Below are 23,577 nucleotides of genomic sequence, written 5' to 3'. Positions count from 1 at the left end.
ACTTACCGTGCCTGGTACGTCTCAGGGTACCCCATGCCCTGAACAGCAAACAACCTTTTCGACGACCTCCGATGAGCAGATCACACGCCCGGAGGCAGAAAACGTTGCTTCTTCCCTCTCCAATTTCGGCAATATCCAATATTCCGACGCCGTATTCCGAGCGAAAGCAAATATCGAACGCGTCGAGAAAATGAATGAGGAAAGCGACCAGCGCGGCCGCACATGGTCAATTCCCGTCTCGCCCCAAATGCAGTCCAAAACCCCCATTTGGTCCGGACGCGCACAATGGCAACGACAGGTCCGCGAAATTCTCAACCGAGAAGAGGGCAGAAACCTGTGCCGGAACCATCACACCGACCCCGAACGGGTCTTTGCGGTCGCGGTGAGCATGGCATCGTTCGCGGACCTGCGGACAGGCCGGCGCGTTACAGCGTCCCGCGAGGTACTCGCAGAACGGGCAGGGGTCTCCGTCACTGTCCTCAAGCGCGCTCGGCGAGTCCTGGCCGAACTCGGACTGGCCCGCGAAATGGTCCGAGGACGTTTCCTACGTACACTCGAACAGTGGGCAGCTGAAGCGCATCACGGACGTAAACAGGTCAAGGCCACCAGTGTCTGGGCTCTGCTCTCCCCCAGGTCAGTCGTCCTTCGGACCACACGCGACCGCCTGCCCCAGGCGACGCCTCCCGCGCAGCGCTGGACCAGGACGCCCGCGGCAACCAACGAACCGCGGCGGCCGCGTTATCCCCAGAGCCGGGACCATGGCCCCCAATCTGTTGCTCTATCTTTTAGTACTTGTACTTCTGTTAAGAAGTACAAGACAACGCGCGCGAGCGCGCGCGGGCAGGATGACCCTCAAAAACAACCCAGAGAGCCGCGCTCAATCAGCCTTCAGAAGGCCGCTGCGGGATTAATTGCGCATGCTCCATGTCTGGACACCGGTGAGCACATCGGGTCCGTCTGCGAGGCTCTCAGGGACCATTACGTCGATCCGGAGCGTTGGAGTGGTCGCGATATCGCCATTGCGCTCACTGAAGACACTCGGCGACGTGGTTGGATGTGGCCTGCGCGAGGTTCGCTGAAGCATCCTGTCCGATACCTTCGATGGAGACTCTCCGCGATCGACTGGTCACTCCCCTCCCCCACCGAGCGTGCCGAGGCCGCGAAACGACGTCGCGATGCCGAACGTCATGCAGCTGCACTCGCGATGGTGGAACGAGCGCAGAAGACTGCATCGGAAAGCGTTCGGCGTACCGCGATGGCGCGGATCCGCAGCGTGTTGCAAGAGAAACGCGCTTAGGACGCCCGAAAAGTGGTGACTGACGGCAGGCTCGAGTGTTGCCACTCAGCAGGTACGTTGGACGAAACCAGACCTCATCCTTGAGCGGTGCGTCGGCCCAGCGATGAGTGCGCACCCGTGGTTTACCGCGGTAAACCATGAGATTCCCCCTGTGCTGCAGGGTGGGCTATCACAAAGGTGCGTCTTCGCGTAGGAGTTGACTCCGTGGTTTACCGCGGTAAACCAGACCTCTCCACCCCCTCATCTGATCTCCGGTGATCTCGTCCTGTTCTCCGTGGCGGTGATGGCTATCACTTCCGAGCCCACCATGGGCTCCTATGCTGTGCTATCGCGGTCAAGCGGCAAGGTGGCTCAATGGCGCGTCTCGGATGAGCCCCAACCATCTTAGGTGTGTCTTCGGTTTACCGCGGTAAACGACAGGCTCGACGACCACCGACTTACCTCTGAGTTGCTCGACGGCGGGATACCCTGCCTCCGCTTTCTTGGTTTACCGCGGTAAACCAAGGGCACGAAGCTAGTCCTCTCGCGGGCTATTCACCGACCATGGCACTTGCTCGACCGTCTGCGCCCTTCGATCGGTTGCGCTTCGCGTCAACGATCTTCCCTGCTGCGGCTTGCTGTTTACCGCGGTAAATAGCAAGTCCGTGTCTAGTCGACGTCCGCCCTTGAACCGTTCCTGGTTTACCGCGGTAAACCAGGAACGGAATCTCCTGAGCGGGAGCGCCAGGATGCGAGCTTGATCAACGTTGTCGCGGTACTGGTTTACCGCGGTAAACCAATGACCCGCGGAAGACAGTACTGCTCCACCGTTCGCATCTCGGCTTGTTCAGCGCATTGCCCCTTCCTTGCCGGTTGCACCCAGACCGTTAAGAGACATCGCATCTCGTACAGGCCACTGGTGCCGAGGGATGTTCCGTCGGGACGAGTGATCGCCGGTGCCAAAATAACTCGCCTTGACGGTTTACCGCGGTAAACCGCCAAGGCGAGTTGGATTCTGCTAGCGCACTAGAGCTGGAGAAGGACACGATCAGATAGTCCGGGGCCAGTGCGGTTTACCGCGGTAAACCGCACTGGCTATAGGGGTTCTGACATAGAGCGTCTCGGTATCTATAGTGAGATCCACTCTCGCCGGCACGAATCGGAGCCTCGGCTGTAGGGGTGATCCACACGGAGGACCGACCACAGGTCCGCGTTGTTTACCGCGGTAAACAACATCAGTGCGCGGTGGGAGAATGCGAATCGAACACGAGACGTACGCCCGGTGCGTTCTGTCCCACCTCCCGTCGACTGTGATTCTGCTGTAACAGGTTGCGCCGAAACCGTCCGGATGGGGGAGTGGGGCAGGGACTTGTTTACCGCGGTAAACCAGCATAGATCGACCCACGCCCTCATGATCTCGCGGACGGATATTGGCAAGGCGGATCGAGCGGGCACGCATTCGTCAATGGAGGACATAGGCTGGGCTGGTTTACCGCGGTAAACCCCTCGCGGATGTCGTCTGTCCAGAGGTGAAGTGCATCTGATGTGGGCCGCGACGAGCTCGCAACGCAAGCTAGAAGCGGCCTTTGCGACCGCCTCGTTTACTGCGGTAAACGAGGCGGTCGCACCGAGACACGACATACAACGACACTCTGCTGATGCAGTCGCGCAGTCCGATTTTGTAGGAATGGGTTGCTAGGACTTGGGGTCGGGGAGATTGAGAAACCAACGCCACTGCAGTTAGGTCCGTGCCACAGGGCATCGCCCAAGGTTCTGCTATGCCTTTATCGCGAGGAGTCCAGGGGAGACCGCGCGATCGGCGTTCGAGCCCTGAGTCGACCCGTGCATGAATGAGCAGCGCAGGTGACACATCGGTTGGGTGCTCAAGACAACGGCACCATGAGAATGAGGCTCTTCCTGACAGCATCCGTCGATGGACGGAGCGCCGAGGTCAAGACATACGACAGTTTACCGCGGTAAACTGCCGATTCGGCAGACGGTATCGGGCAACCATTGAAGCGGAATACGCCGATCGGCGACGGCGCAAGGAGAGCCGGGATACTATCCGCCTTCAGCAAGTTTCACCAGGGCAGTGTTGCGTGTAGCGTCGAAAAGCATCGTGCACGCTTTGTCGCGCATGACGACCGGCGTGATAAATGATCGTCACTGTGACGAAATGGAATCAGGGTAGAGATACCCCTCAAACGGTAGAACCAGCACCGCGTTCCGCGTCATGCACGACGCCTTCGCAACGGTGCCGGTGACACGCCGAAGCGATCAAAGTCTTTTCGGCCCCGAACCGAGGCGGACTCGAGTCGGGGGAGTGCCCTTGTGTACCCTTCGACCTCGACCCGGCCTCGTTTCCATCCACGCGTCGACAGTCTCAGGGAGCCAACCGAACCGGGGCCCGATCGACGCATCTGCTTGTGGCAGAACGCCTTTCCGAAGATAGCCTTTGGCGGTGTTGTATGTAATGCCGACACGGTCGGCAACTTCGTGCAAAGTCAGGTAGCGAAGCACATCTGAGATGATACGGCGAAAGCTTGTTCGGTAGACCCGTAAGGGTCTATTGTACGAGTTGCGCGCCTCATGAAACTGCATCGAAACCGTTACAGTGGTGCAGGCGCAATCGTCATCTCCGCCAAGCGATGACGACGCGAGTCCGAAGTAGCCCCACCCTGGGGTGAAGCATACGGAGGTAACCTGTGGCTGTTCATGTCATGCTCAACCAAAAAGGTGGCGTCGGAAAATCGACGCTCACCATGAACCTCGCCGCCGTCAAAGCGGATGTCCTCACCGCAGGTGACGACGACGATGTTCAGTCCCCGGTCGCCGCGATCTCGGTCGACCCGCAGGGCTCCGCAGTCTGGTGGGCCTCACGCGTCGAGGAACTGCCGTTTCTGATCGATCAGGTCCACGACAACCTCGACGTGCTACGTAATCTCGACAAGCTGCCCGGCATCAAGCACGTCTACGTCGACACCCCGGGCTGGATCGACCTGTCCGGTGCCGACGACGGCACCGATGTGCTCGGCACCGGCAGTTCCGCCGACGCCCTGCGCGCCGTGCTCGAGGTCGCTGATCTGGTCATCGTTCCGATCGAACCCGAACCGCTGTGCTTCGATCCCACCGCGCGCACCATCAAGCAGGTCATCGAACCTCTCGGCAAGAAATTCATTGTCGTGGTGAACAATTGGGATCCCCGCGACGGCAAGGTGGACCTCGAGCAGACCCGCGAGTTCGTCCAGGCCAACGGCTGGCCGCTGGCGCGAACGGTGGTGCGGCACTACAAGGTCCACACCCGCGCCGCTGCCGAAGGTCGCGTCGTTACCGAGTACGAAGCCAACCGCGTCTCGTTGCAGGCACGGGAGGATTTCTACAAGCTCAGCCTCGAGCTCGCGGATGGTGGTCGCTGATGCCGCCCAAGGGTGGGCGCGCGAACTTCGCCTCCCTCGTCGGAGCAGTCGGCGACAACTCTCCGGTCGACCGTAAGCGCACCCCCGCACCCACGAAGACGAAGACGACGATCGAGCCGCTCGAAGGTCAACTGCTCGCCGATGTTCCGGTCGATCAGCTCATCGCCAACCCCCGCAACCCGCGTGACGAACTCGGGGATTTGTCGGATCTGGCGACGATCGCCGACCGGCAGCTGCAACCCGGCACCGTCGTCAGCCGCACAGCGTGGTTGAAACTGTGGCCCGAGGATGAAGACGATCTCGGTGCAGCGCGGTACATCGTCGTCAACGGCAACCGCCGGCTCGCTGCGGCCCAGAAGTACGGCCGTCCCGGTCTCGATGTGGTGCTGCGCGACAACATCGCCGTCGACAAGGGTGAAATCCTGTGGGCGGCAACGAGTGAGAACATCGACCGCCGTGACTTCGACGTGCTCGAAGAAGCCAAGGCTGTGGAGTTGATGGTCTCGGAGTTCGGTAGCGCAGACGCAGCAGCGAAGAAACTCGGTCGCTCCAAGGGCTGGGTGTCCCAGCGTCGCGCCCTGCTCAAACTTGCCCCCGAGCTGCAAGCAGCCCTGCGGGCAGGTGATCTCGCTGTGCGCCAGGCTCGCTCGTTGGCGCGGGTTCCGCTCGAGGAACAGGTCGCGGCGTGGGAAGCAGCCCAGAACCCTGATCCGGAACCCGAAGCCGACGCAGAGACTGCCGAGCCTGAGGCGCCGCAGCCGAAAGAGCCTGCGAGCAAGCTCGAGCCGGTGGACAAGGTGGCTCAGGCACTCAAGCGTCTGGGAGCGGATCCGGATGTGCTGGCCGCGGCGGTGCGGAAGCACTTCACCGACGACGAGCGTCGCAAGCTCATCGATGCACTCGAGCTCCGGTAACCGCGACTCGGAGACAGGTTCGGTGGATCGCAGAAGGACTGCAGTGGTGAGCCGATGAGCGGAATCGACGACCAAATCGCCCTTTTCGACCTCGACCCTGAACCTGAAAAGCCGCTGAACGGTTCGGTCGCAGCCGAAGACACAGCGACCGAGGCACCACCGCCACCAGCAGAGGACGACCTGCAGTCGGCCGATACAGACACCGCCCCACCCGACCCCGTTGACGTTGCCGACATCGATGAGGCGGAGAAGCCGGGGACCGAGGTCCGCCCGTGGGAATCCCTGCCTGTCACCGAGGACGCGGACGGTCACGCGATCATTGTCACCGCCGCAGCGACGTACACACCCTCGGGCGTTCGGCTGACCGGCCCGGTCGACTCGATCGAGAAGCTGGACAAGCTGCTGCACTGGGCAGCACTGACTCCACACGGACTCACCGCACAGGTGTGGTTCGTCGGGATCGATTCCTGCTCCCAGCTCGGTTGGAGCATCGACCCCGGCAGCGAAGACGACGTCGACGACCTCGAACAGCTTCGTCAACGAGCGGCGACCGAACTGACCCAGACCATCACGGCAACCTTGCCACCTCTGATCGCTGCAGGCTGGGAACTGCGCGGCGACCCTGGCTACGTCATCCACCTGATCCGCAAGGTCGGCAAAGCCACCCAGATGGTCGACCTCGTCCTCGAGCCCTACGTGTGGACGTATTGGAACAAGGACTTCGGTTGGGGAAACCGTGTCGGAGACATGGGCATCCTCGGCAATCCCGCCGCCGGCACCTACCTCCCTGACGACGACCTTCCCGCCGCCCGCGAACTCGGCCGCCGCCTGGCCTGGTCCATCAAACACCTCGACACCCTGCCCGGCCCGACCCCTGCCCGCACCGGCGCTGCGGTCCTGGACAAGATCCGCCGCGAACGCCTCCGCACAGGCAAAGGCATCGTCGTGACCGCCGGCGGACCGATTCCCCCGATCGACGGCGCCCCACGCGGGGACTTCGAGCCGGCCGCCGGTTGGTCCCGCATCCCCGATGCCGACGATCTCGAGGGCGCCACCGCCCTGGTCACCATCGACCAGCGCGCCGCGTATCTGGCCTCGGCGGGCATGCTGTCGTTCGGCTACGGCCGGGTCCGCAACCTGCTCGGTGTCGATGCCGCGGCCGCCGCGACCAGCGACAAGCCACCCTTCGGGATCTGGCGCGTGACCCTCCCTGCCGCTGGGCAGTACGCGCTGCCGGAGAAACTACCGCTGCCGCACCCGGCGATGCTCGACGAGCAACCCGTACAGACCTGGATCACCACCATCAGCCTCGACGGATTGTGCGCTCCCATCGCCGACGGGGGAATGGGCCTCGACGTCGATGACCTCGACATCACCGAAGCCTGGGTCTACGAAGAACAAGGCCGCGCCCTCGACAAGTGGGCCAAAGTGCTGCGCGAGGCGCGCGCCGTCGCAGCAGAGAGCGGTGACGCGGCGATGAAGCGCTTCCTCGGAGCCTGTTACAAGGGCTACGTCGGCCGGATGGTCAACCCCGACATGTGGACCGCTACCCGCATGCAACACCACCATCAGCCGCTGTGGCGAGCGGCGATCATGGCGCACTGCCGCTGGCGTGGCCGCCGCGTCGCGATGCGCATCGCCCGCGAGACCGGACGCTGGCCGATCCGCACCATGACCGATTCCTGGGTGTACCTGGTGGGGGAGGGGCAGACCCTCGCCGACGACAGCGATGCGTTGGGCAAGATGGTCCTCGAGAAGCATGTCGAGCTCACCGACGAAATGCTGTTGGCGTTCGCAGAGGCCGAGACCACCCATGAGGTGCGTTTGGCGATTGCCGCTGCCCACGGCGCCGATCACGATGAGGAGCAGTAGATGGCATTGCATCTACCGAAACCTCGATCGAAAGCCGTGCCGCAGAAAACTGTCGGCCTCGACGGCATGAAGGTTACTGTCGCGGCTGCGGCGGCTGCAGGTGTCGCCAAGGCGCAAGAAACCAGCCGGGGCCTGGCCGGGTTGACCTCGCGAGTCTCGGTCAAACAGATCCGCACCGAGATCGGCAACGACGGGCTCAGACAGGCCGCCATCGACGCCGGCCGTACCCCACCATCGGACCGCACGCTGCGCCGTTGGGCGCAGCAAGGACGCATTCCTCATGGCGAGGTCGCCGAGCTGGCTCAGCGTCGCGCCGCCGTTGCACGCCTCGGGGGAGTGAACGAGGTAGCGAGGAAGATCGGCCGCAGCCCCTCCTCGGTGCGCAAATACATCTCCGGTAAGACCAATGAGCTCCGCAACGACGCGCGGTCGAAGCTCAAGGACGTCAAGGCCAAGGACGTCATGGACAAGGCCGGTGTTCTCAACCCCGACGGCACCCCGAAGATCGCCACCATCCGCGTTACCGGCCGCGTGCACGTACGCAACGGCGACGAGGCAGGTTACGACTACCGGACCCGCACACTGGACTTCGGCAACTCCGATATTCCCTTCAGCGCCGCAGAATCCCAAGCGTTGGCGGCAGCACTGGCCAATGACGACCAAGCACGAGTCGTCGCCATCCTCGAACGCCACGCCACCATCGACTACCCCGAGAACAAGGGATTCGACGTCTACAACGACCAGTTCGGCTTCCACTTCGACGCCATCGACAAGATCGACGTCACCTGGCACTGACACCGACTCACGCCGATGACGGGTGAACGCAGGCGTAGCACCTGAAACCGGATGTTCACCGGACTCCACCCAGCCACCCGGGAGCCTATCTCGAGCACCCCGACCCGCAGTCCCGACCCAGGCGTCACCATCGACGGAGCCGGCACCGTGTCGGCCACCGCGACGAGCATGCACGTCCCGCCGCACCAGCACTCGAGTCCACCGGAACTGCTCGACGTCGCCGAATTACTCGACCGCTTCCGGCCCCGGCGGCCGAACAACAAGCCACAGGTCCGTGCACACATGCGGCCGACTACCGCCGCGTCCGCCCGACTCGTCCTTCAGTCATCACAAGGGGGCGTAGCGCTCGCATCGCGCCCTCCCCATGCTTCGGTCAAACGATCCGTCAGTGCCCGGACGCCGATTCCGCTGGCGCGGAGCGGATCCGATCAGCGAGCACCCGAAGTTTGGACTCCGATTCCGACCCGGGATCGGTGCTGTAGACGAACAAGGTCTGATCCGCTTCCCCGGTCACTTCGAGTGCCTCGTAGAACACGTCGATACGACCGACCAAGGGATGGTCCAGCCGCTTGATGCCATCGCGCCGCTCCACCACCCGATGATCGGCCCACCACCGGCGGAACTGTTCACTGCGCACAGACAGATCACCCACGAGTTGCGCGAGCAGTGGGTCGTCAGGGTGACGGCCGGCATCGAGACGCAGCGTCCCGACCATCGACGACACGACCTTCTCCCAATCGACGTAACGCTGCCGCGCTTCCTCGTCGAGAAGCGCCCACCGAAGCAAGTTGCGATCACGCGCCGGTTTCGCGGGAAAATCCGTGAGCAGGAGCGCGGCCAATTTGTTCATCGCCAGCACATCCGTACGCCGCCCACGGATGAACGCCGGATGCTCGGTGAAGGTATCGAGCAGCCGGTGCAGCGACGGCCGCACCCGCTGCACCGAGGCCGTCGGGAGCCGCCGCTGTGGTGCCGCAATAGCACGAGCGAGGTCGAGCAGATGCCTAGTGGCCAAATCGTCCAATTGCAGTGCTTCGGCCAGGGCGTACAACACCGTCTCGGAGGGACGTTTGTGCCGACCCTGCTCGAGGCGGGTGTAGTAGTCACAGCTGACTCCGGCCAGGGCCGCGACCTCTTCTCGCCGCAACCCCGGGACACGTCGACGCGTCCCACTCTCAGGCGGCGCCACCAGAGCACGTCTGACCTTGAGAAATTCACCGAGTTCGAGACCAGCATTCAATCGCGCGACCCTTCCGTTCACCACACCCCCATGATGCGCGCACCGAACGGCCCCGACCTCATGTGGTGCGGTGCAATTTGTGGATCGCGGCCTGCGCAAGCGGCTTGACCACGAGCCGGTCGATGTTCACATGGTGCGGCCGCTCAAGCGTCCACGCGATGCACTCGGCGACATCGTCACCGGTCAGCGGATCAGGCACCCCCGCATAGACCGCGTCCGCGGCGGCCTGGTCACCACCGAGCCGACGCAGCGAGAACTCCTCGGTATGCACAAGGCCAGGTGAGATCTCGACGACCCGGATCGGCTCCCCGTTCAACTCCAACCGCAAGGTCTCGGCGACCACCCGCTCGGCGCTCTTGGCTGCACAGTAACCACCGCCACCGGCATAGGCAGTCTCGGCGGCCAGGGAGGACACGACGACGATGGTGCCGCGACCGGACTCCCGCAGCGCCGGGATCAACGCCTTGGTCAGGCGCACCGTACCGAGCACGTTCACCTCGTACATCCATGCCCACTTGTCCAGATCGGCAGTATCGATCGACTCCGTGCCCCGCGCCCCGCCGGCATTGTTGACCAGGGCATGAACCGGACCGGCAGCGGCCACGATCCGCGCCACATCGTGATCGGAGGTGATGTCCGCGGCCAGCACATCGCACCCGATCTCCGCGGCCAGAGCGTCGAGGCGGTCCTGGCGCCGGGCCACCGCCAGCACGGACCAGCCGCAGCGGACCAGATGCCGTGCGGTGTCCGCACCGATACCGCTACTCGCACCGGTGACCACAGCGCGTCGGCGATCGGACGAGGGAACGAGGTTCGTGGAATGCGTCATGCGTCCATCTGAGCAACATGTCGGCTCAAGAAGAGTCGTCAACGGTGCCCAGTTGATCCTGGGTATGCCATACCCAGGATCAACTGGGCACCGCCCGCGGCTCGCACACGGGTGAAACGCTGGTGAACTGGATGGACCCATCCGCAGATCCGGAGCGAGCATGTCTGTCACCACCGATCCGTCACCGACCACCATCCGTGCGCGCAACTTCCTATTCGAGCGTCCTGGCATCCGTCCTGCAGGGGTGCGCGATGTCCTACGCGACGTGGGCGCACAGTACGCCGCCAACGGAGTGGTCGGGTTGGTCTTCTCCGCGTCCGGGCCGATTGCCGTGACGTTGGCCGTCGGTGCAGCCGCAGGCCTGACCGACGCCCAGCTCGCTTCGTGGGTGTTCGCAATTTTCCTCTCCGCCGGTCTTGCGACCGTGGTGATGTCGCTGGTGTACCGCCAGCCGCTCGGTTTCGCGTGGTCGATTCCCGGCACCGTGCTGCTGGGACCGTCACTGCAGCATCTGTCCTTTCCCGAAGTGGTCGGCGCGTTCTTCACCGCAGGACTCGTGATCTTGGGATTGGGGATGAGCGGGGTGGTGCGCCGAGCGATGGCCGCGATCCCGATGCCGATCGTGATGGCGATGGTCGCCGCAGTGTTCCTGCGTTTCGGCACCGACATCGTCACCGCCACCCGGGACAACACAATCGTGGCCGTTCCGATGGTGCTCGCCTTCCTCGTCCTATCTGCCGTCCCGTTACTGGGCAGGTTTCTCCCGCCGGTCCTGGGTGCCCTCGGCGTCGGCGTGGTCGCTGTCGTGGCCAGCGGCCAGTTCACGCTCGAGCCCGGTGGCGGGTCGTTCTTCGCCACACCGACATTCACGGTCCCCGAATTCACCTGGGCAGCCCAACTGGAACTGGTAGTGCCGCTAGCGATCACCGTGTTGATCGTTCAGAACGGTCAGGGCATCGCCGTGCTCAACGCGGCAGGCCACCGCCCACCGGTCAACGTCTTCGCTATGAGTTCCGGAATCTTCTCGGTGCTCAATGCGGGGTTCGGCGCAGTATCGGCATGCGTGACGGGCCCGACCAATGCGCTGCTGACGTCCTCGGGTGAAAAGCACCGGCAGTACACCGGTGCCCTCGTTTACGGCGTGCTCTCGCTGGTATGCGCGCTTGTTGCCCCGACCCTGGTTCGACTCATGCTGGCAACCCCGGAGGCGTTCGTCCTGGCGCTGGGCGGCATCGCGATGCTCAAAGCGCTTCAACAGGCCTTCGTGACGGCCTTCGCCACCACCTTCACCTTCGGCTCGCTGGTCACCTTCGTGGTGACGATCGCAGACTTGAACCTGTTCAATATTCACGCCGCGTTCTGGGGCATCCTGATCGGTTACCTCGTTTCGAGGGTGCTCGAACGCGGCCAGTACGCGGACCAGCGGCGTTAGGCGGCCTTCCTCGGCGAATGCAGGGCAGAGCGTTCGTCGTGAAGGGCGTTTCCAATGCAGGGGGTCGGTGTGTCGATCTTGGCTGCATCTCGACAAGAAGAAGCTGCAGACTTGCATGACGGAGGGCTCCGTTGCCGGTCACTCATAGTTCTTGCGGAGTTGATGCCACTAATTGCCATTAGCGCACCATCGACGGCGAAACCCCTGTTGAGCGCTTTTTCCGGTGGCAACCTGTCCGAACAGGGCGGTAGGCTCCCGGTTCGTGCCCGACGACCTGCTCATGCGCCATCCGGACCCCTCCGACGCCTCCGTGTCGACCGCCGCGGAGCCCGCCACGCCGTCCGTGCCGATGTTGCCGGTCGAGACCCTCACGCAGGTGGCCGGGACGGCGGCGCGGTCGCGGTCCGAGTCGACCCGGCGTAACTACGCCGCCGACTGGGCCCGGTTCACTGCCTGGTGCCAGCGGGAAGGCCATGTGGCGTTGCCGGCGCATCCCTTGACGGTTGCCGCCTACCTCCACGACGCGGCATCTACGGTCACGGAGGCGGGAGAGCGGGCCTACTCACCCTCGACGTTGGCCCGCTGGGTCGCCGGCATCGGCTACCACCACCGCCGCGCCGGCCATCCCGCCCCCGGGGCCGACGAGCTGGTCACCGCGACCTTGTCCGGGATCCGCCGGGACTACGCCGCGGCGGGGGAGCGGCCCCGCACTCCGCGGGCGCCGCTGCTCACCGCCGACATCGTCACCATCGTCGAGAAGGCGAGGGCGGACTGTGCCGGCTGGGCCGCGGAGGTCCTCGAACGCCGCGACTCTGCGATTCTGCTGCTCGGCTTTGCCGGGGCGTTCCGGCGCAGCGAACTCGTCGGGCTCACTTGCAGCGACGTCTCGCTGCACCGGCTCGACGGCCTGCATATCCGCCTGCGCAAGTCCAAGACGGATCAGGAGGGGCGGGGGAGTGTCCGGGCGCTGCCGTTCACGCACAGTCATGCGAGTTGTCCGCCGTGTGCGTGGCTGCGGTGGGCGCAGGTCGTCGCCGCCTTCGACGCCGGGGGCCGGCCCGCCGTCATCCGCCTGCTGCGCACCGCCGAACCGTTCGCAGCGCACGTGTGCCGCGGGTCGCGTCCCCGCATGGTCCCGACGTCGCCGTGGTTGCGGGCGATCCGGAAGAACGGCAACCTCTCCGACACCGCCCTGTCGGGGGCGGCGGTGCACCAGGTGATCCGTCGCCGCGCCGCCCAGGCCGGCTACGACCCCGAGATCGTCCAGCAGCTCGGTGGACATTCGCTGCGGGCCGGGTTCGTCACCCAGGCCTTCCGCAACGGCGCGTCCGCGCACGCGATCATGCGCCAGACCGGGCACAGCACCCCCGCCATGCTCGAAACCTACGCCCGCGAACACGCCCCGCTCATCGGCAACGCCGTCACCAACCTCGGACTGTGAGGCGCGATCAATGACCAGCACCGAACGAGAGTCCATCCGCCGCAACGATGTTCACGATGCCGACCTCGGCCTACACATCCCGAGTCGCTACCGGCACGACTGGGCCCTGTTCACGGACTGGTGCACCGCAGCCGACCACCAGCCCATCCCCGCCGCGCCCGACACGCTGGCGTTGTTCCTGTACGAGCACCCGGCCGCGGTCGCGACGCAGCGACGTCGGCTGTCGGCGATCAACGCCGTCCACACCGGGCACGGCTACCCGCCGCCGGGGCGCACCGAGACGGTGCGCCGGCACCTCGACACCACTCGCGCCTCGCGCCTCGACCGGCTCGGACGGCTACTGCTGCAGCGCGCCACCGAGCTGCCCACTTTAGGGTGGCCGAGCGGACTGTTCGGCCGTCGCGACACCCTGCTGCTGGTCCTGGCCGCCACCGGCATGACCTTCACCGGCATCACCAGGCTGCGCCGCCGCGACATCCGCCTCGACGGCGACACCCTCGTGGCCACGACCCCGACCGGCGAACGATTCCGCCTCCCACCGGATCCCGAGACCGGAGACAACCCCGCTGTCGCGATCTACCGGCGATGGGCGCAGATCCAGACGTTCCTCGACCAGCATCCCGGCACGCACCTGCTGCGCCACCACCTCACCGACCCCGTCGAGATCGTCACCGATCCGCTCGATACCGAACGGGCCCGCCAGCCGTTGCTGTGTCCGATCGACCGCTGGGGACACCTCCCACACGGCCAACCCATGACTGCGCAGTCGGTGTCGAGGCTGGTACGGGCACACCTGTCCGGACGGGCCCCGGCACACAGAGTGCTACCTGTTCCTCCGCAGGAGGATGTCGACGCCTGGGTCGAGCCGGACATCGCCCTCGACCCCAACTACTACGAGCGCGGCACAGCCGCCCGCAACCGCGATCACGAGGCACTCGAAGACCTCACCGATGTCTTCGACGACATCGAAGCCCGCGCCGATGCACTACTCCAGGATCTGATGGGAGTGCTGGAGGGCCTATAAGACGCCACCCGGTCGGCCGGCCTCAGACCCGCTCTGGCGCGAGGGTTGCGGATCGTCCAGGTACCGGACGAGTTCGAACAGAGTGCTTACCCGCTCAAACACGGTTACGGAAGGTACACACGCGATTGCGCATCACGCACCGGGTTGCGCCTGTTCGTGGGCTCTGGCATCGTAGATGAAGCCCAGGGCAGTAGCTCTGGTGAAGTGAACCCGGCAGCCTTCCGGACGGTTGGTGAGCCGGGTTTCGCGTTTCTACTGCACCGTCACGGTCTTGGTAATCAACGGGCGGACCCGATCGGGCCACTCTCCGCCTTTGGCCAGGCACCACGCGACCGCATCGGGAATCCACAGCATCGGTTCCTGCTTGGCCCGCAGATGGTGATAGGTCAGCTGCTCGCGGATCCCGTGCTTGCCGGCCGCCTCGAACAGGACCCGCCGGTCGGACTTGACGGTCGAATCGTCCTGCTCGAGGACCAGTCGAGACACCGGCAGCTCGGCGAGGTCCCCCACCAATGTCTCGAGGCAGCGCGGACGTCCGAGCTTGGGTGTAAGACCAGCAGCGTGATAGACGCGTACCTGCACATCCAAGGTGACCAATGCCGAGCAGATCGCACGCCGCCGAGAATCTCGTTCGGACTTGAAGTGGATCCGCTCCTGGCCTTTCATCCGTAACCCCGCCAGGGTGCGGCGGGCGTGCTCGAGGGCCGACGGGTCCGCGACCGCAGCGACGACCATGATGCCGCGGACGGTGTTCTCGTCGATGAAGGCCTGCACGGGTACCGAGCCTAGAACGGACGCAACCGCCCCCTGGCAGAAGGTCGGGCCCACCTCCGATTCGGGGTAGTCGGCTCAGAAATGTCAGGGGCTGCTCGCCCTCGACCCGTGTGAGGACAGCGCACATACCGTCTGCCCGTCGGGTGCCCTCACCCATCCCGGCATGTCACCGGCTGCGGGATATGCCGTGCCCCGGCGCGAGATATCCGTGCAGGTCACTCATCATGTACCCCACCTGCATCGACCGTACGGTGACGGTTGACGTAAGAGCGCCTATCGGCCGGGGGAGCGGGCGTCGCAATGCCGTAAAGGCACCACCGGAGCGTCGAGTCGATTTCAGAGCGTGTCGATGTACTGGCCGAAGGTGTCGACGTGAGGGATTGGATCGAGGAGCTTCTTACTGCGCAGGACTGTGCGAGCGGTGTCGAGGTAGCGGCGGATGAGGGGGCCGATGGTGTCTTCGCGGTAGGCCAACGCCAGGGGCACGGTCATCGTCGGGGTCCTCAATGGACGGTAGGTAACTCCGTTCATGCGTAGATGGCGTACCGATTCCGGTACGAGTGCGACGCCGAGGCCTGCAGCGACGAGGGCAACCAGGGTGGAGGTCTCGGCTACCTGTTGGCGAACGGAAGGGACGAAGCCTACCTGTTCGCACGCGGCGATCAGGGCATCGTGCATGGTGGAGGGGTCGCAGTAGCCGATGAAGGCCTCCGCGGTGAGGTCGCGCAGATCGACCGCAGTGGCGATGGCACGAGGATGTTGTACCGGTAAGGCGACCAAGAGTGGTTCATGGCGGAGCAGCTCGACGATGATGCCGGGACTTTTCACCGGAGGGCGCAGCAGGCCGACGGACAAGGTGCCGTCGAGCAGCGCATCGACCTGAGCTGGAGTGAGCATTTCGCTGCGCAGGGTGAGTTCGACGAGGGGATTGCGCTCACGGTAGGCCCGCACCAGATTGGGCATCAGATCGTAGGTGGCCGATCCGGTGAATCCCAATGACAGTGCGCCCACTTCCCCGCGATCGGCTTTTCGTGCGGATTCCATGGCGTCTTCGGCGTCGTCGAGCAGCGCAACGCACCGGTCGTAGAACACCCGGCCCGCTGCGGTGATCGTGATCGAGCGGGTGGTGCGTTCGAGCAACTGCACGCCGAGTTCGCGTTCGAGTGCACGGATCTGCTGGGACAGCGGCGACTGAGCCATGGACAACCGTTCGGCGGCCCGAGTGAAGTTACCCTCCTCGACGACCGCGCTGAAGTACCTCATGTGGCGCAACTCCATACCTAATTCTTTATTCAGACACAGAAGATCTCAATAGCTCATAAAACAAGTGTTGGACATCTAGATGGCCTGTCCATAGCCTTCGACGTGAGAGGTGGATCACAGAGCGGACAAGCAAGGAAACGCTCTCGGTTCCGGACAACTATCGGCCCGTCCCTCTGGCGGAGGAGAAAACGTGAAAGTCAACCTGTTCCTGCAGGCGCCGTACCGGTACCTTCCGGATGATTTCGAGAGCAAGTACGAGTCGGTGTGCAGCATTCCGTACTCGCTTGTCACCCGGGATGGGATGTACTCGTCGATTCGGGACTTCATGGACGAGCTGATGCACGGTGCGCGTAGTGGTTTCGATGGTGTGGCGGTCACCGAGCATGGTCAAAGCAGCTATGACATGATCCCGAATCCGGATCTGATCTCGAGTGCACTGGCCTACATGACCGAGGCTGAAGGGCTCGAGGTGGCGGTGTACCCGATGGGCCGGTCGTTGGGCAAGGCCCGCGAGCCGCTCCGCGCCGCGGAAGAGTACGCCATGATCGACGTGATGAGCGGCGGTCGCCTGGTGGCCGGGCTGACCGTGGGGTTGAGCTACGACGCCAACATCAACAACGGTGTCCCGCCGATCGAGGTCCGCCCCCGATTCGACGAGAACCTCGAATTGGTGCTGCGGGCCTGGCGCGAGCAGGATCCGTTCGCCTGGAACGGTCGCTATTCGCAGTATCCGATGGTGAACATGTGGCCACGGCCGCTGCAGGAGAGCGTCCCGGTGTGGATCACCGGGATCGGCAACCCCCGCACCATGCGGATGTGTTTCGATCGTGGCTTCGGGTTCAATTATCTGAGCTGGTTCGGTGCCAAACTGACCGGTAAGCGCATCTTCGACCGGATGTGGGAACAAGCCGACGAGGCGGGGGTGGCCCGTAATCCGTACCGTATCGGGTTCTTGCAGACCATTGCCGTCTCCGAAACGGACGAGCGTGCCGAGCTCGAGTACGGCCCGCACGCCGAATACGCGTTCCGGAAAGGTTTGGGTTCGATTCCGATCGAGAAGCTCGGTCTGCCCGGAGCTATCGACATCAACGGCGTCAAAGCTCTGATCAAGGATCCCGGCGACTTCGGTCTGTACCACCGCATGCGCACCGCCACCTTCCGCGATCTGGTCGACGCGGGGGTAGTCGTAGTCGGCAGCCCCGACACTGTCGCCGAGCAACTGCTCGACTTCTGCCGCGAATACGGCATCGGCAACCTCCACGCCATGCTGGGCTTCGGCTCCCTCCCTCGCCACCTGGTGATGAAGAACATCCAACTGTTCGCAGAAGAAGTGCTGCCCCGTCTGCGTCCCTTGTGGACCGATACCGACCATCAGCATCAGTGGTGGCCGCGCCGGCTCGGCGGCACGCCCATCTCCTACACCACCGCGACGCAGGCAGGAGCGAACGCCCGATGAGCACTCCGACCATTACCGAACAGACCGTCGACGTCTGGGGCGGCCGACTGACCATCACCGTCAAGATCGCCGGCGCCGGAACGCCGTTGCTGTATCTGCACCCGGCTGCGGGCCTGGCATGGGATCCATTCCTGTCCCATTTGGCCTCGCGGTACACCGTCTACGCTCCGGAGTTCCCCGGCACCAGCGACGGCAATCCATATGCCATCCATACCATCGACACCCTCAGCGACATGGTGCTCGCTTACGAGGAACTGATCCGCGCGCTCGGACTCGATCGCCCCGTGGTGGTCGGGCAGTCCTTCGGCGGCATGCTCGCGGCCGAACTCGCTGCCGCGTTCCCGGCGTTGCCGGAGAAACTGATTCTGCTCGATCCGATCGGACTGTGGAGCGAGGCTGCCCCGACGGCGAACTGGATCGCCACCCCGCCCGAGCAGCTACCGGCCTTGCTGTTCCACGACCCCACCAGCCCGGCAGCCCAGGCGATGCTTGCACCATCTGATGACATCGAACAACAGCAGGCTGCCGCGGCCGCCATGGTGTGGGCCTTCGGATGCACCGGCAAGTTTGCCTGGCCCATCCCCGACCGGGGTCTGCGTCACCGACTGCACCGCGTCGTCGCACCAACTTTGATCGTGTGGGGCCGCGAGGACCGACTCGTCTCCGCGATCTACGCCGAACAGTTCCACAAACTCATCGCCGACAGCACCGTGACCATCATCGAGGACTGTGGGCACATTCCTCAGGTGGAAAAGCTCGACGAAACCCTCGAGGCCGTCGACAAGTTCCTCCTCTGACCCGAGCAGATGCCGATGTCATCCCTGCCGGGTCCCCGAGAGACCAGGAGACCAACTATGACCACCGCAGTGCAACATTCAATGCGCGCTCTTCCACAGGACAAGGACCAAGACGTGGATGCGGCAACGATTCGCCGGGCCATGGGCCGTGTACCGACCTCGGTCGCAGTGGTGACTGCTCTCTGTGACGGGGAACCGGTCGGGATGACCATCGGCTCTTTGACCTCGGTTTCCCTCGACCCGCCTCTGGTGGCATTCTTCGCCTTTTCCGGCTCATCGACATTCGCCCAACTGCGCCGCAGCGAATGCTTCTGCATCAACGTCCTTGCCGAGGACCAAGCCGAGATCTGCCACGGATTTGCCCGGATCGACGGAGCGAAATTCGAAGTCGGCGAATGGGAATACCACCACGGCATCCCCACCATCAAGGACGCAGTGACCACGATCCTGTGCGAACAGGACCATGTTTTCGAAGCCGGCGACCATCTCGGCATGATCGGCCGCGTCACCCACGTCGACTTCAGCGACAACCGGCCCCTGGTGTACTACCGCGGACAAACTTCCCAATTGCACGGCAGCGGCACACCGGACTGAACAACCCGTCCGTTCGGCATCCGCTGCCCGCCGTCATTGAAGACGATTTTTGGTATGACGCCCATACCCTTTAGCTAGCGAAAGCGATGCATGGTCCTGCACGGCGCAGCGCAACGGTTCGGGCCAAGCCCAGCTATGCATCGGTGTCGAGTGTTCCTGGACTCACTAATGCTGATGTACTGCAGCAGGTTTGGACGATACCTCTTCACCCCGGGCAAGAGACGGGTAGTTCACTCTCCGTTCGAACGCAGGATAGTGGCACTACGCCTCCATGTCTCGGATGGATTCATTTCGTACAGTTCAGTCCTTCACGAGGAGAGCCATGACCACCATGGAGAACCCCACCGCCCACGGGTCCGGCAATGCTGCGACCGACAAGTTCAAGTCCGAGCGGGTCACGTCCGATACCTCGGTCGAGCGCGCGTCGGCGATCTACAAGGACCTGCTGGACGCTCTCGCCGGCATCGTCGACAAGCACCAGGTGACCTACGACGAGTACCGGGTGCTCAAGCAGTGGCTCATCGACGTGGGTGAGTACGGCGAGTGGCCGCTGTGGCTGGACGTCTTCGTCGAGCACGAGATCGAGAAGGTGCACTACAACCGCAAGGGCTTCACCGGCACCAAGGGCTCCATCGAAGGCCCCTACTACGTCCCGAACAGCCCCAAGCTCCCGGCCAAGTGCACGATGCCGATGCGCGAGAAGGACAAGGTCGCGCCGCCGCTGGTCTTCAAGGGCCAGGTCACCGACCTCGAGGGCAACGGCCTGCACGGCGCCACCGTCGAGCTGTGGCACGCCGACGAAGAGGGCTTCTACTCGCAATTCGCCCCCGGCATCCCCGAGTGGAACCTGCGCGGCACCGTCGAGGTCGACGAGAACGGCAACTTCGAGATCACCACGCTCAAGCCGGCTCCCTACAAGATCCCGGCCGACGGACCGACCGGCTGGTTCATCAGCTCCTACGGCGGACACCCCTGGCGTCCCGCCCACCTGCACCTCATGGTGAAGGCTCCCGGCAAGCGCGCCATCACCACCCAGCTGTACTTCCAGGGCGGCGAGTGGGTCGAGGACGACGTCGCCACGGCCGTCAAGCCCGAGCTCATTCTGGATCCGCAGCCCAACGCCGACGGCATCGCCGAGGTGACCTACAACTTCGTGCTCGACCCGGAAGCGTGATCCGGACCGCGGCTGCGGCCTGATCACATCCGAACGAGAGTGCGGTTGCGCCCGCCCGCCGGGCAGTGTCGACGATCTCCTCCACCGACAAGTAGGCGCGCACCGGATGACCGGGCCCACCGATCTGATACGACTCGTCCGCCTTCAATCGATGCACCGAGTTGCGGTCCTCGTAGGGGAACACCGCGACCGTGCCAGCGCCCAATTCGTACGCCGCGCGGAACGCTCGGATCGCTATCTCCCCGCGATTAGCGACCAAAACCTTTTCAAACACCTATTACTCCTACTTTGAAAAGCAGACAAAGCACCTTATTAACGGCCGATCGCACGACTTCCCCGACAATGAAAGATGAGCCATTTGTGTGTGGAGGAGCGTCCGCGACCGCGTCGTCCTTCTCGGCGATGGCACACTCGGCAGCCGTCAGGGCGTCGGCTTCGCCGGCGCGAGCGGCATCGAGCGCCACTGCGGTCGCCTCGTCCGCCTGCTCGGCCGCTCGCTTCCACGCCGCGGCCCACACCGACTGCACCATCGCCGAGACCGCCTCCCTGGCCGCCGGTACGCGAATGTAGACATTCGGGGTCGCAATAGCATGCAGAACATCGTAGACTTGCATGCAGTTCTCAGGTCTAGTCTGGCTTCCCTAGGAGACCGCATGAATACTCCCGCTGACGATATGTCCGACGATATGTCCATTGCAGACGCCTTCCGACGCTCCATGAGTCTCCTGACTGCCAGTGTTGCGGTCGTGACAACCAAGGTCGAAGACCGCCCATGGGGCATGACCATCACTGCCTGCTGTTCAGTCTCGACAGCACCACCTACCGTTTTAATCTCGCTCGGAGAGGCCAGCGCGACCACGCACGCAGTCGCTGAGCAAGGGGAATACGGACTCTGCCTCATGGGCACGGGTGGTGTCGCTACGGCAGAGTTCGCCGCCGCGCCCGGACGCCCGAAGTTTCTTGATGAGCCTCATTTGGCTGCGCCAGTGGCCGCGACGCCATGCGTTCGGGGAGCAATCGCACATCTGGACTGTCTCGTGACACGAACAATCCCTGTTGCTGATCACGTGCTTTTCATCGGAGAGGTCCGAGGAGTTTCTTTCCCGAGTTCAGCACCTACGCTTTTGTACGGTGCACGCGAGTTCCACAGGACCGTGCCAGCGCTTCAATTGGCCGGCACTGAGACGGATCTACACGCCTTGGCATACTCGATGTGGTGACGCCGAAAGATCGATGCAGCAGCCGCCATGGGAAGAGGCTGGATCGACCGTACCCGACTTAATGTCATAGAGCTAACGGGCCGATCCGGCGTTCGAATCTGCGTCGGATGCCAGCTGGCTCCTAAACCTGAATCCACCGATGAGTCCTTGAAGGTCGATCCGGATCTGGATTCCAGACGAGTGCGGGCTCAGGGCGTGAAGTAACCGCTGGTCTGCCCAGCTTTTCCACGGTGCGGCTCCGGTCGTGCCGTCTCGGCGGGTCGGTCAGTGTTCAGGTGGTCGAGGGCGGACTGTGGCCGATGGTGTTGGCCCACAGTCGAAGCCAGGCAGCCGACCAGGGCCAGTGCGTGGGTAGTCGCAAGATCGGTCTTCGTTGCGGTCGACACAATCGGGCGGGAAGGTTGACGATCTTGCGGCGTAGCGTCGCCCCACGGGCGCGCGAATGCCCACCACCTGCAAGAACACCGGTCGCGCGCAGCAGATTGTGGGCGATCGCCGCGCAGAGCACCCATGCCGAATTCGCCCCGAACCTCCCCGACGGCATGTGCGCCAGGGGCCCGTCGATGAGGTCGGCGAAGACGGTTTCGATGATCGCGTGCCGGCGATGGGTGACATCAGCATCGACGGTGTGGGCGCTGGTGTTGGTGAAAAACGGGTGATATCGCCACACCGGAAACAACGCGTCGGGGAAGCGGGCGTCTTTGACGCGGCGCACGATCAACCGGGCGGTGACCGGAGTCCTGGTGGAAGCGAAAGCGGTGTAAGTGGTTTCGGCGACCTCGGCATCGGAGATCCAGGCACCGGTGTCCGGGTCACGCACGGCACCGGGATATTTCACCGCGGTCCACGCCTCGTCGGGAATCGAGTCGATCGCGCGTTGGACGGCGGTGTTCTTGGCCAGGACGAGCGAGAAACACACTTTCGCGCGCAGACACGCGGAGATGACCGCGCGGGTGCCGTACGCAGAGTCCCCACGGACCACGATGGTCCCGGTCGCGCCGGCCTGGCGGGCGGTGACGATGGCCTGAGTAACCATCCGACCTGCACCGTTACCGGAGCCGGCCTTCCCGGCCCGCAGTCGCATGCCGGTGATGATCGGCGCGGAGTCGGCGGTGCTGATGGTCGTGGCCAGCGGGGACAGGCCTTTGCGCAGGATCTGTTTGCCGGCGATTTTCGTGTGTCCGTAGCTCGCGCCTTGTTTGGCGTGGCCGTAGACCGGGCGCAGCAGCGAGTCGATGTCGATGAACGCCTGCTCGGCCAGACCGGGCAGGATCTCGACCCGGGCGGCGAGTGCGATCAGGTGTTCGCGGAGCACGGATTCGAGCTGACGTGCATGACCGAAGCTGAACTCGCGCAGCAGCGTTCCCACAGTCGAGGGCGCGTAGACGCCTGCGAACAGGTGTGGCATGCCGCCCGAGCGCAGCAGGTCGATATCGTCGATGCTGTCGGCGCCGGCGCACATCCCGGCGATCAGGGTGAGCAGTTTCGGTGCCGGGTTCGCGGCCCCGGAGGTGACCTTCGTGGTGGTGATCGAGACCTTCTCGGTGAGCAGGTCCGGCAGGTGGGTGTGTTCGGCCAGTGTCATGACCGGGACCAGTCCGGCGCACGAGACGAGGTTGTCCTCGTCGAACACGGCGGAGCCGTCGATGAACTTGTGGGACACTTTCACCGGAAGTGCCTTTCGTGACCTGGTGGATTTGTTGTGTGAGAACTCCAATCTTCCCAGTTCAGGGGGCACTTTCTTCAGTTCGACACGCTGCTACGCGGCTGATCGTTCGGTGGATTCAGGCTAAACTCTGATCCATAATCTCTGTGTGGCCACGTATGGCTCAGTATTGATCGTCCTTCAATGTCCCCGGTGGGATTACCGCCTGCCCCCCATGATGGGGCGATCGTCGCCGATAGCTCAGCCTGAGTTCCATAACTTTTAGTGCCCTCTTTGGCGGCGTGGATGAGTACGCGGGTGCTTTCAACGACGGCCCCCCGCGAACCAATTCCTGAGGGGCCAGTCCAAGTTCGCGCTGGTCAGCACGGAAGCAACGCTTGGCGACCTCGACCAC

Annotated in this window: 18 protein-coding genes and 1 pseudogene; 12 read left to right on the top strand and 7 right to left on the bottom strand. The window is 63.9% G+C overall.

Annotated elements, in window-relative coordinates; translation table 11 throughout:
- Positions 1-3,996 precede the first annotated feature (3,996 nt).
- From C6Y44_RS25470 to C6Y44_RS25455, 4 genes are read left to right on the top strand one after another with little or no spacing between them, the layout of a single operon-like run.
- Positions 3,997-4,692, top strand: coding sequence for a ParA family protein (locus C6Y44_RS25470; protein ID WP_080597800.1), 696 nt, complete (start codon positions 3,997-3,999; stop codon positions 4,690-4,692).
- Positions 4,692-5,606 (top strand): ParB/RepB/Spo0J family partition protein, encoded by a 915-nt coding sequence (locus C6Y44_RS25465; RefSeq protein WP_192379043.1) that lies wholly within the window; start codon positions 4,692-4,694, stop codon positions 5,604-5,606. The genes C6Y44_RS25470 and C6Y44_RS25465 overlap by 1 nt, the downstream gene beginning before the upstream one ends.
- Positions 5,607-5,660: 54 nt before the next feature.
- Positions 5,661-7,478, top strand: a complete 1,818-nt coding sequence (locus C6Y44_RS25460; protein WP_192379041.1) for a hypothetical protein — start codon at positions 5,661-5,663, stop codon at positions 7,476-7,478.
- Complete coding sequence (locus C6Y44_RS25455; protein WP_085470921.1) at positions 7,479-8,273, top strand: hypothetical protein; 795 nt, start codon at positions 7,479-7,481, stop codon at positions 8,271-8,273.
- Between the two features lie 385 nt (positions 8,274-8,658).
- Here the strand turns inward: C6Y44_RS25455 and C6Y44_RS25450 are convergent, their stop codons facing one another.
- Both C6Y44_RS25450 and C6Y44_RS25445 read right to left on the bottom strand, forming a co-directional pair.
- On the bottom strand, positions 8,659-9,534 hold the full coding sequence (locus tag C6Y44_RS25450) for a helix-turn-helix transcriptional regulator (protein WP_216359323.1): 876 nt from the start codon (positions 9,532-9,534) through the stop codon (positions 8,659-8,661).
- A 37-nt stretch (positions 9,535-9,571) separates the two neighbouring features.
- On the bottom strand, positions 9,572-10,342 hold the full coding sequence (locus C6Y44_RS25445) for an SDR family oxidoreductase (protein WP_085470923.1): 771 nt from the start codon (positions 10,340-10,342) through the stop codon (positions 9,572-9,574).
- 160 nt (positions 10,343-10,502) lie between these two features.
- Between C6Y44_RS25445 and C6Y44_RS25440 the strand changes: the two genes are divergently transcribed.
- The 3 genes from C6Y44_RS25440 (at position 10,503) to C6Y44_RS25430 (ending at position 14,239) form a co-directional block, all read left to right on the top strand.
- On the top strand, positions 10,503-11,774 hold the full coding sequence (locus C6Y44_RS25440; protein WP_192379039.1) for a benzoate/H(+) symporter BenE family transporter: 1,272 nt from the start codon (positions 10,503-10,505) through the stop codon (positions 11,772-11,774).
- Positions 11,775-12,054: 280 nt separating this feature from the next.
- The gene (locus tag C6Y44_RS25435; RefSeq protein ID WP_192379083.1) at positions 12,055-13,215 is read left to right on the top strand and encodes a tyrosine-type recombinase/integrase; all 1,161 of its coding nucleotides are present in this window, start codon (positions 12,055-12,057) and stop codon (positions 13,213-13,215) included.
- A gap of 10 nt (positions 13,216-13,225) precedes the next feature.
- On the top strand, positions 13,226-14,239 hold the full coding sequence (locus C6Y44_RS25430; RefSeq protein WP_192379038.1) for a hypothetical protein: 1,014 nt from the start codon (positions 13,226-13,228) through the stop codon (positions 14,237-14,239).
- A gap of 252 nt (positions 14,240-14,491) precedes the next feature.
- On the opposite strand, the gene C6Y44_RS25425 is transcribed toward C6Y44_RS25430, so the two are convergent.
- Together C6Y44_RS25425 and C6Y44_RS25420 are read right to left on the bottom strand one after the other, a co-directional pair.
- Positions 14,492-15,013 carry a hypothetical protein gene (locus C6Y44_RS25425; RefSeq protein WP_192379036.1) on the bottom strand — a complete coding sequence of 174 codons (522 nt, stop codon included), beginning with the start codon at positions 15,011-15,013 and terminating at the stop codon, positions 14,492-14,494.
- 336 nt (positions 15,014-15,349) lie between these two features.
- The gene (locus C6Y44_RS25420) at positions 15,350-16,291 is read right to left on the bottom strand and encodes a LysR family transcriptional regulator (RefSeq protein ID WP_192379034.1); all 942 of its coding nucleotides are present in this window, start codon (positions 16,289-16,291) and stop codon (positions 15,350-15,352) included.
- A 175-nt stretch (positions 16,292-16,466) separates the two neighbouring features.
- Between C6Y44_RS25420 and C6Y44_RS25415 the strand changes: the two genes are divergently transcribed.
- From C6Y44_RS25415 to catA, 4 genes are all read left to right on the top strand, one after another.
- Positions 16,467-17,732 (top strand): LLM class flavin-dependent oxidoreductase, encoded by a 1,266-nt coding sequence (locus C6Y44_RS25415; protein ID WP_192379033.1) that lies wholly within the window; start codon positions 16,467-16,469, stop codon positions 17,730-17,732.
- Positions 17,729-18,529: an alpha/beta fold hydrolase gene (locus C6Y44_RS25410; RefSeq protein ID WP_192379031.1), complete on the top strand. Its 801-nt coding sequence runs from the start codon at positions 17,729-17,731 to the stop codon at positions 18,527-18,529. The genes C6Y44_RS25415 and C6Y44_RS25410 overlap by 4 nt, the downstream gene beginning before the upstream one ends.
- A gap of 57 nt (positions 18,530-18,586) precedes the next feature.
- Entirely contained in the window at positions 18,587-19,123 is a 537-nt protein-coding gene (locus C6Y44_RS25405; RefSeq protein ID WP_169833858.1) for a flavin reductase family protein, read from the top strand.
- 322 nt (positions 19,124-19,445) lie between these two features.
- Complete coding sequence (gene catA / locus C6Y44_RS25400) at positions 19,446-20,297, top strand: catechol 1,2-dioxygenase (RefSeq protein WP_192379029.1); 852 nt, start codon at positions 19,446-19,448, stop codon at positions 20,295-20,297.
- 37 nt (positions 20,298-20,334) lie between these two features.
- Here catA and C6Y44_RS25395 read toward each other — a convergent pair.
- Both C6Y44_RS25395 and C6Y44_RS25390 read right to left on the bottom strand, forming a co-directional pair.
- Positions 20,335-20,571 (bottom strand): annotated as a pseudogene (locus C6Y44_RS25395) (biotin carboxylase N-terminal domain-containing protein); the annotation flags it as partial.
- Positions 20,564-20,911, bottom strand: coding sequence for a hypothetical protein (locus C6Y44_RS25390; RefSeq protein ID WP_192379121.1), 348 nt, complete (start codon positions 20,909-20,911; stop codon positions 20,564-20,566). The pseudogene C6Y44_RS25395 and the gene C6Y44_RS25390, both read right to left, overlap by 8 nt.
- Here C6Y44_RS25390 and C6Y44_RS28505 point away from each other — a divergent pair.
- A complete protein-coding gene (locus C6Y44_RS28505; RefSeq protein WP_404817816.1) occupies positions 20,888-21,517 on the top strand; it encodes a flavin reductase family protein in 630 nt (209 codons plus the stop codon). The genes C6Y44_RS25390 and C6Y44_RS28505 overlap by 24 nt on opposite strands.
- Positions 21,518-21,788: 271 nt before the next feature.
- Here the strand turns inward: C6Y44_RS28505 and C6Y44_RS25380 are convergent, their stop codons facing one another.
- Positions 21,789-23,186, bottom strand: a complete 1,398-nt coding sequence (locus tag C6Y44_RS25380; RefSeq protein WP_192379025.1) for an IS1380 family transposase — start codon at positions 23,184-23,186, stop codon at positions 21,789-21,791.
- Between the last annotated feature and the right edge of the window lie 391 nt (positions 23,187-23,577).

The organism is Rhodococcus rhodochrous (genome assembly GCF_014854695.1).
Lineage (GTDB): Bacteria > Actinomycetota > Actinomycetes > Mycobacteriales > Mycobacteriaceae > Rhodococcus.
The sequence above is the reverse complement of the archived record's forward strand: the minus strand, read 5'-3'. Positions and strand labels throughout refer to the sequence as shown.

What these genes read in the sequence shown, in the direction of transcription:
- C6Y44_RS25470 (WP_080597800.1), top strand. Translation starts at nt 3,997, where the DNA reads ATGCTCAACCAAAAAGGTGGCGTCGGAAAATCGACGCTCACCATGAAC.
- C6Y44_RS25465 (WP_192379043.1), top strand. Translation starts at nt 4,692, where the DNA reads ATGCCGCCCAAGGGTGGGCGCGCGAACTTCGCCTCCCTCGTCGGAGCA.
- C6Y44_RS25460 (WP_192379041.1), top strand. Translation starts at nt 5,661, where the DNA reads ATGAGCGGAATCGACGACCAAATCGCCCTTTTCGACCTCGACCCTGAA.
- C6Y44_RS25455 (WP_085470921.1), top strand. Translation starts at nt 7,479, where the DNA reads ATGGCATTGCATCTACCGAAACCTCGATCGAAAGCCGTGCCGCAGAAA.
- C6Y44_RS25445 (WP_085470923.1), bottom strand. Translation starts at nt 10,342, where the DNA reads ATGACGCATTCCACGAACCTCGTTCCCTCGTCCGATCGCCGACGCGCT.
- C6Y44_RS25440 (WP_192379039.1), top strand. Translation starts at nt 10,503, where the DNA reads ATGTCTGTCACCACCGATCCGTCACCGACCACCATCCGTGCGCGCAAC.
- C6Y44_RS25435 (WP_192379083.1), top strand. Translation starts at nt 12,055, where the DNA reads ATGCGCCATCCGGACCCCTCCGACGCCTCCGTGTCGACCGCCGCGGAG.
- C6Y44_RS25430 (WP_192379038.1), top strand. Translation starts at nt 13,226, where the DNA reads ATGACCAGCACCGAACGAGAGTCCATCCGCCGCAACGATGTTCACGAT.
- C6Y44_RS25420 (WP_192379034.1), bottom strand. Translation starts at nt 16,291, where the DNA reads ATGGAGTTGCGCCACATGAGGTACTTCAGCGCGGTCGTCGAGGAGGGT.
- C6Y44_RS25410 (WP_192379031.1), top strand. Translation starts at nt 17,729, where the DNA reads ATGAGCACTCCGACCATTACCGAACAGACCGTCGACGTCTGGGGCGGC.
- C6Y44_RS25405 (WP_169833858.1), top strand. Translation starts at nt 18,587, where the DNA reads ATGACCACCGCAGTGCAACATTCAATGCGCGCTCTTCCACAGGACAAG.
- catA (WP_192379029.1), top strand. Translation starts at nt 19,446, where the DNA reads ATGACCACCATGGAGAACCCCACCGCCCACGGGTCCGGCAATGCTGCG.
- C6Y44_RS28505 (WP_404817816.1), top strand. Translation starts at nt 20,888, where the DNA reads ATGCAGAACATCGTAGACTTGCATGCAGTTCTCAGGTCTAGTCTGGCT.
- C6Y44_RS25390 (WP_192379121.1), bottom strand. Translation starts at nt 20,911, where the DNA reads ATGCAAGTCTACGATGTTCTGCATGCTATTGCGACCCCGAATGTCTAC.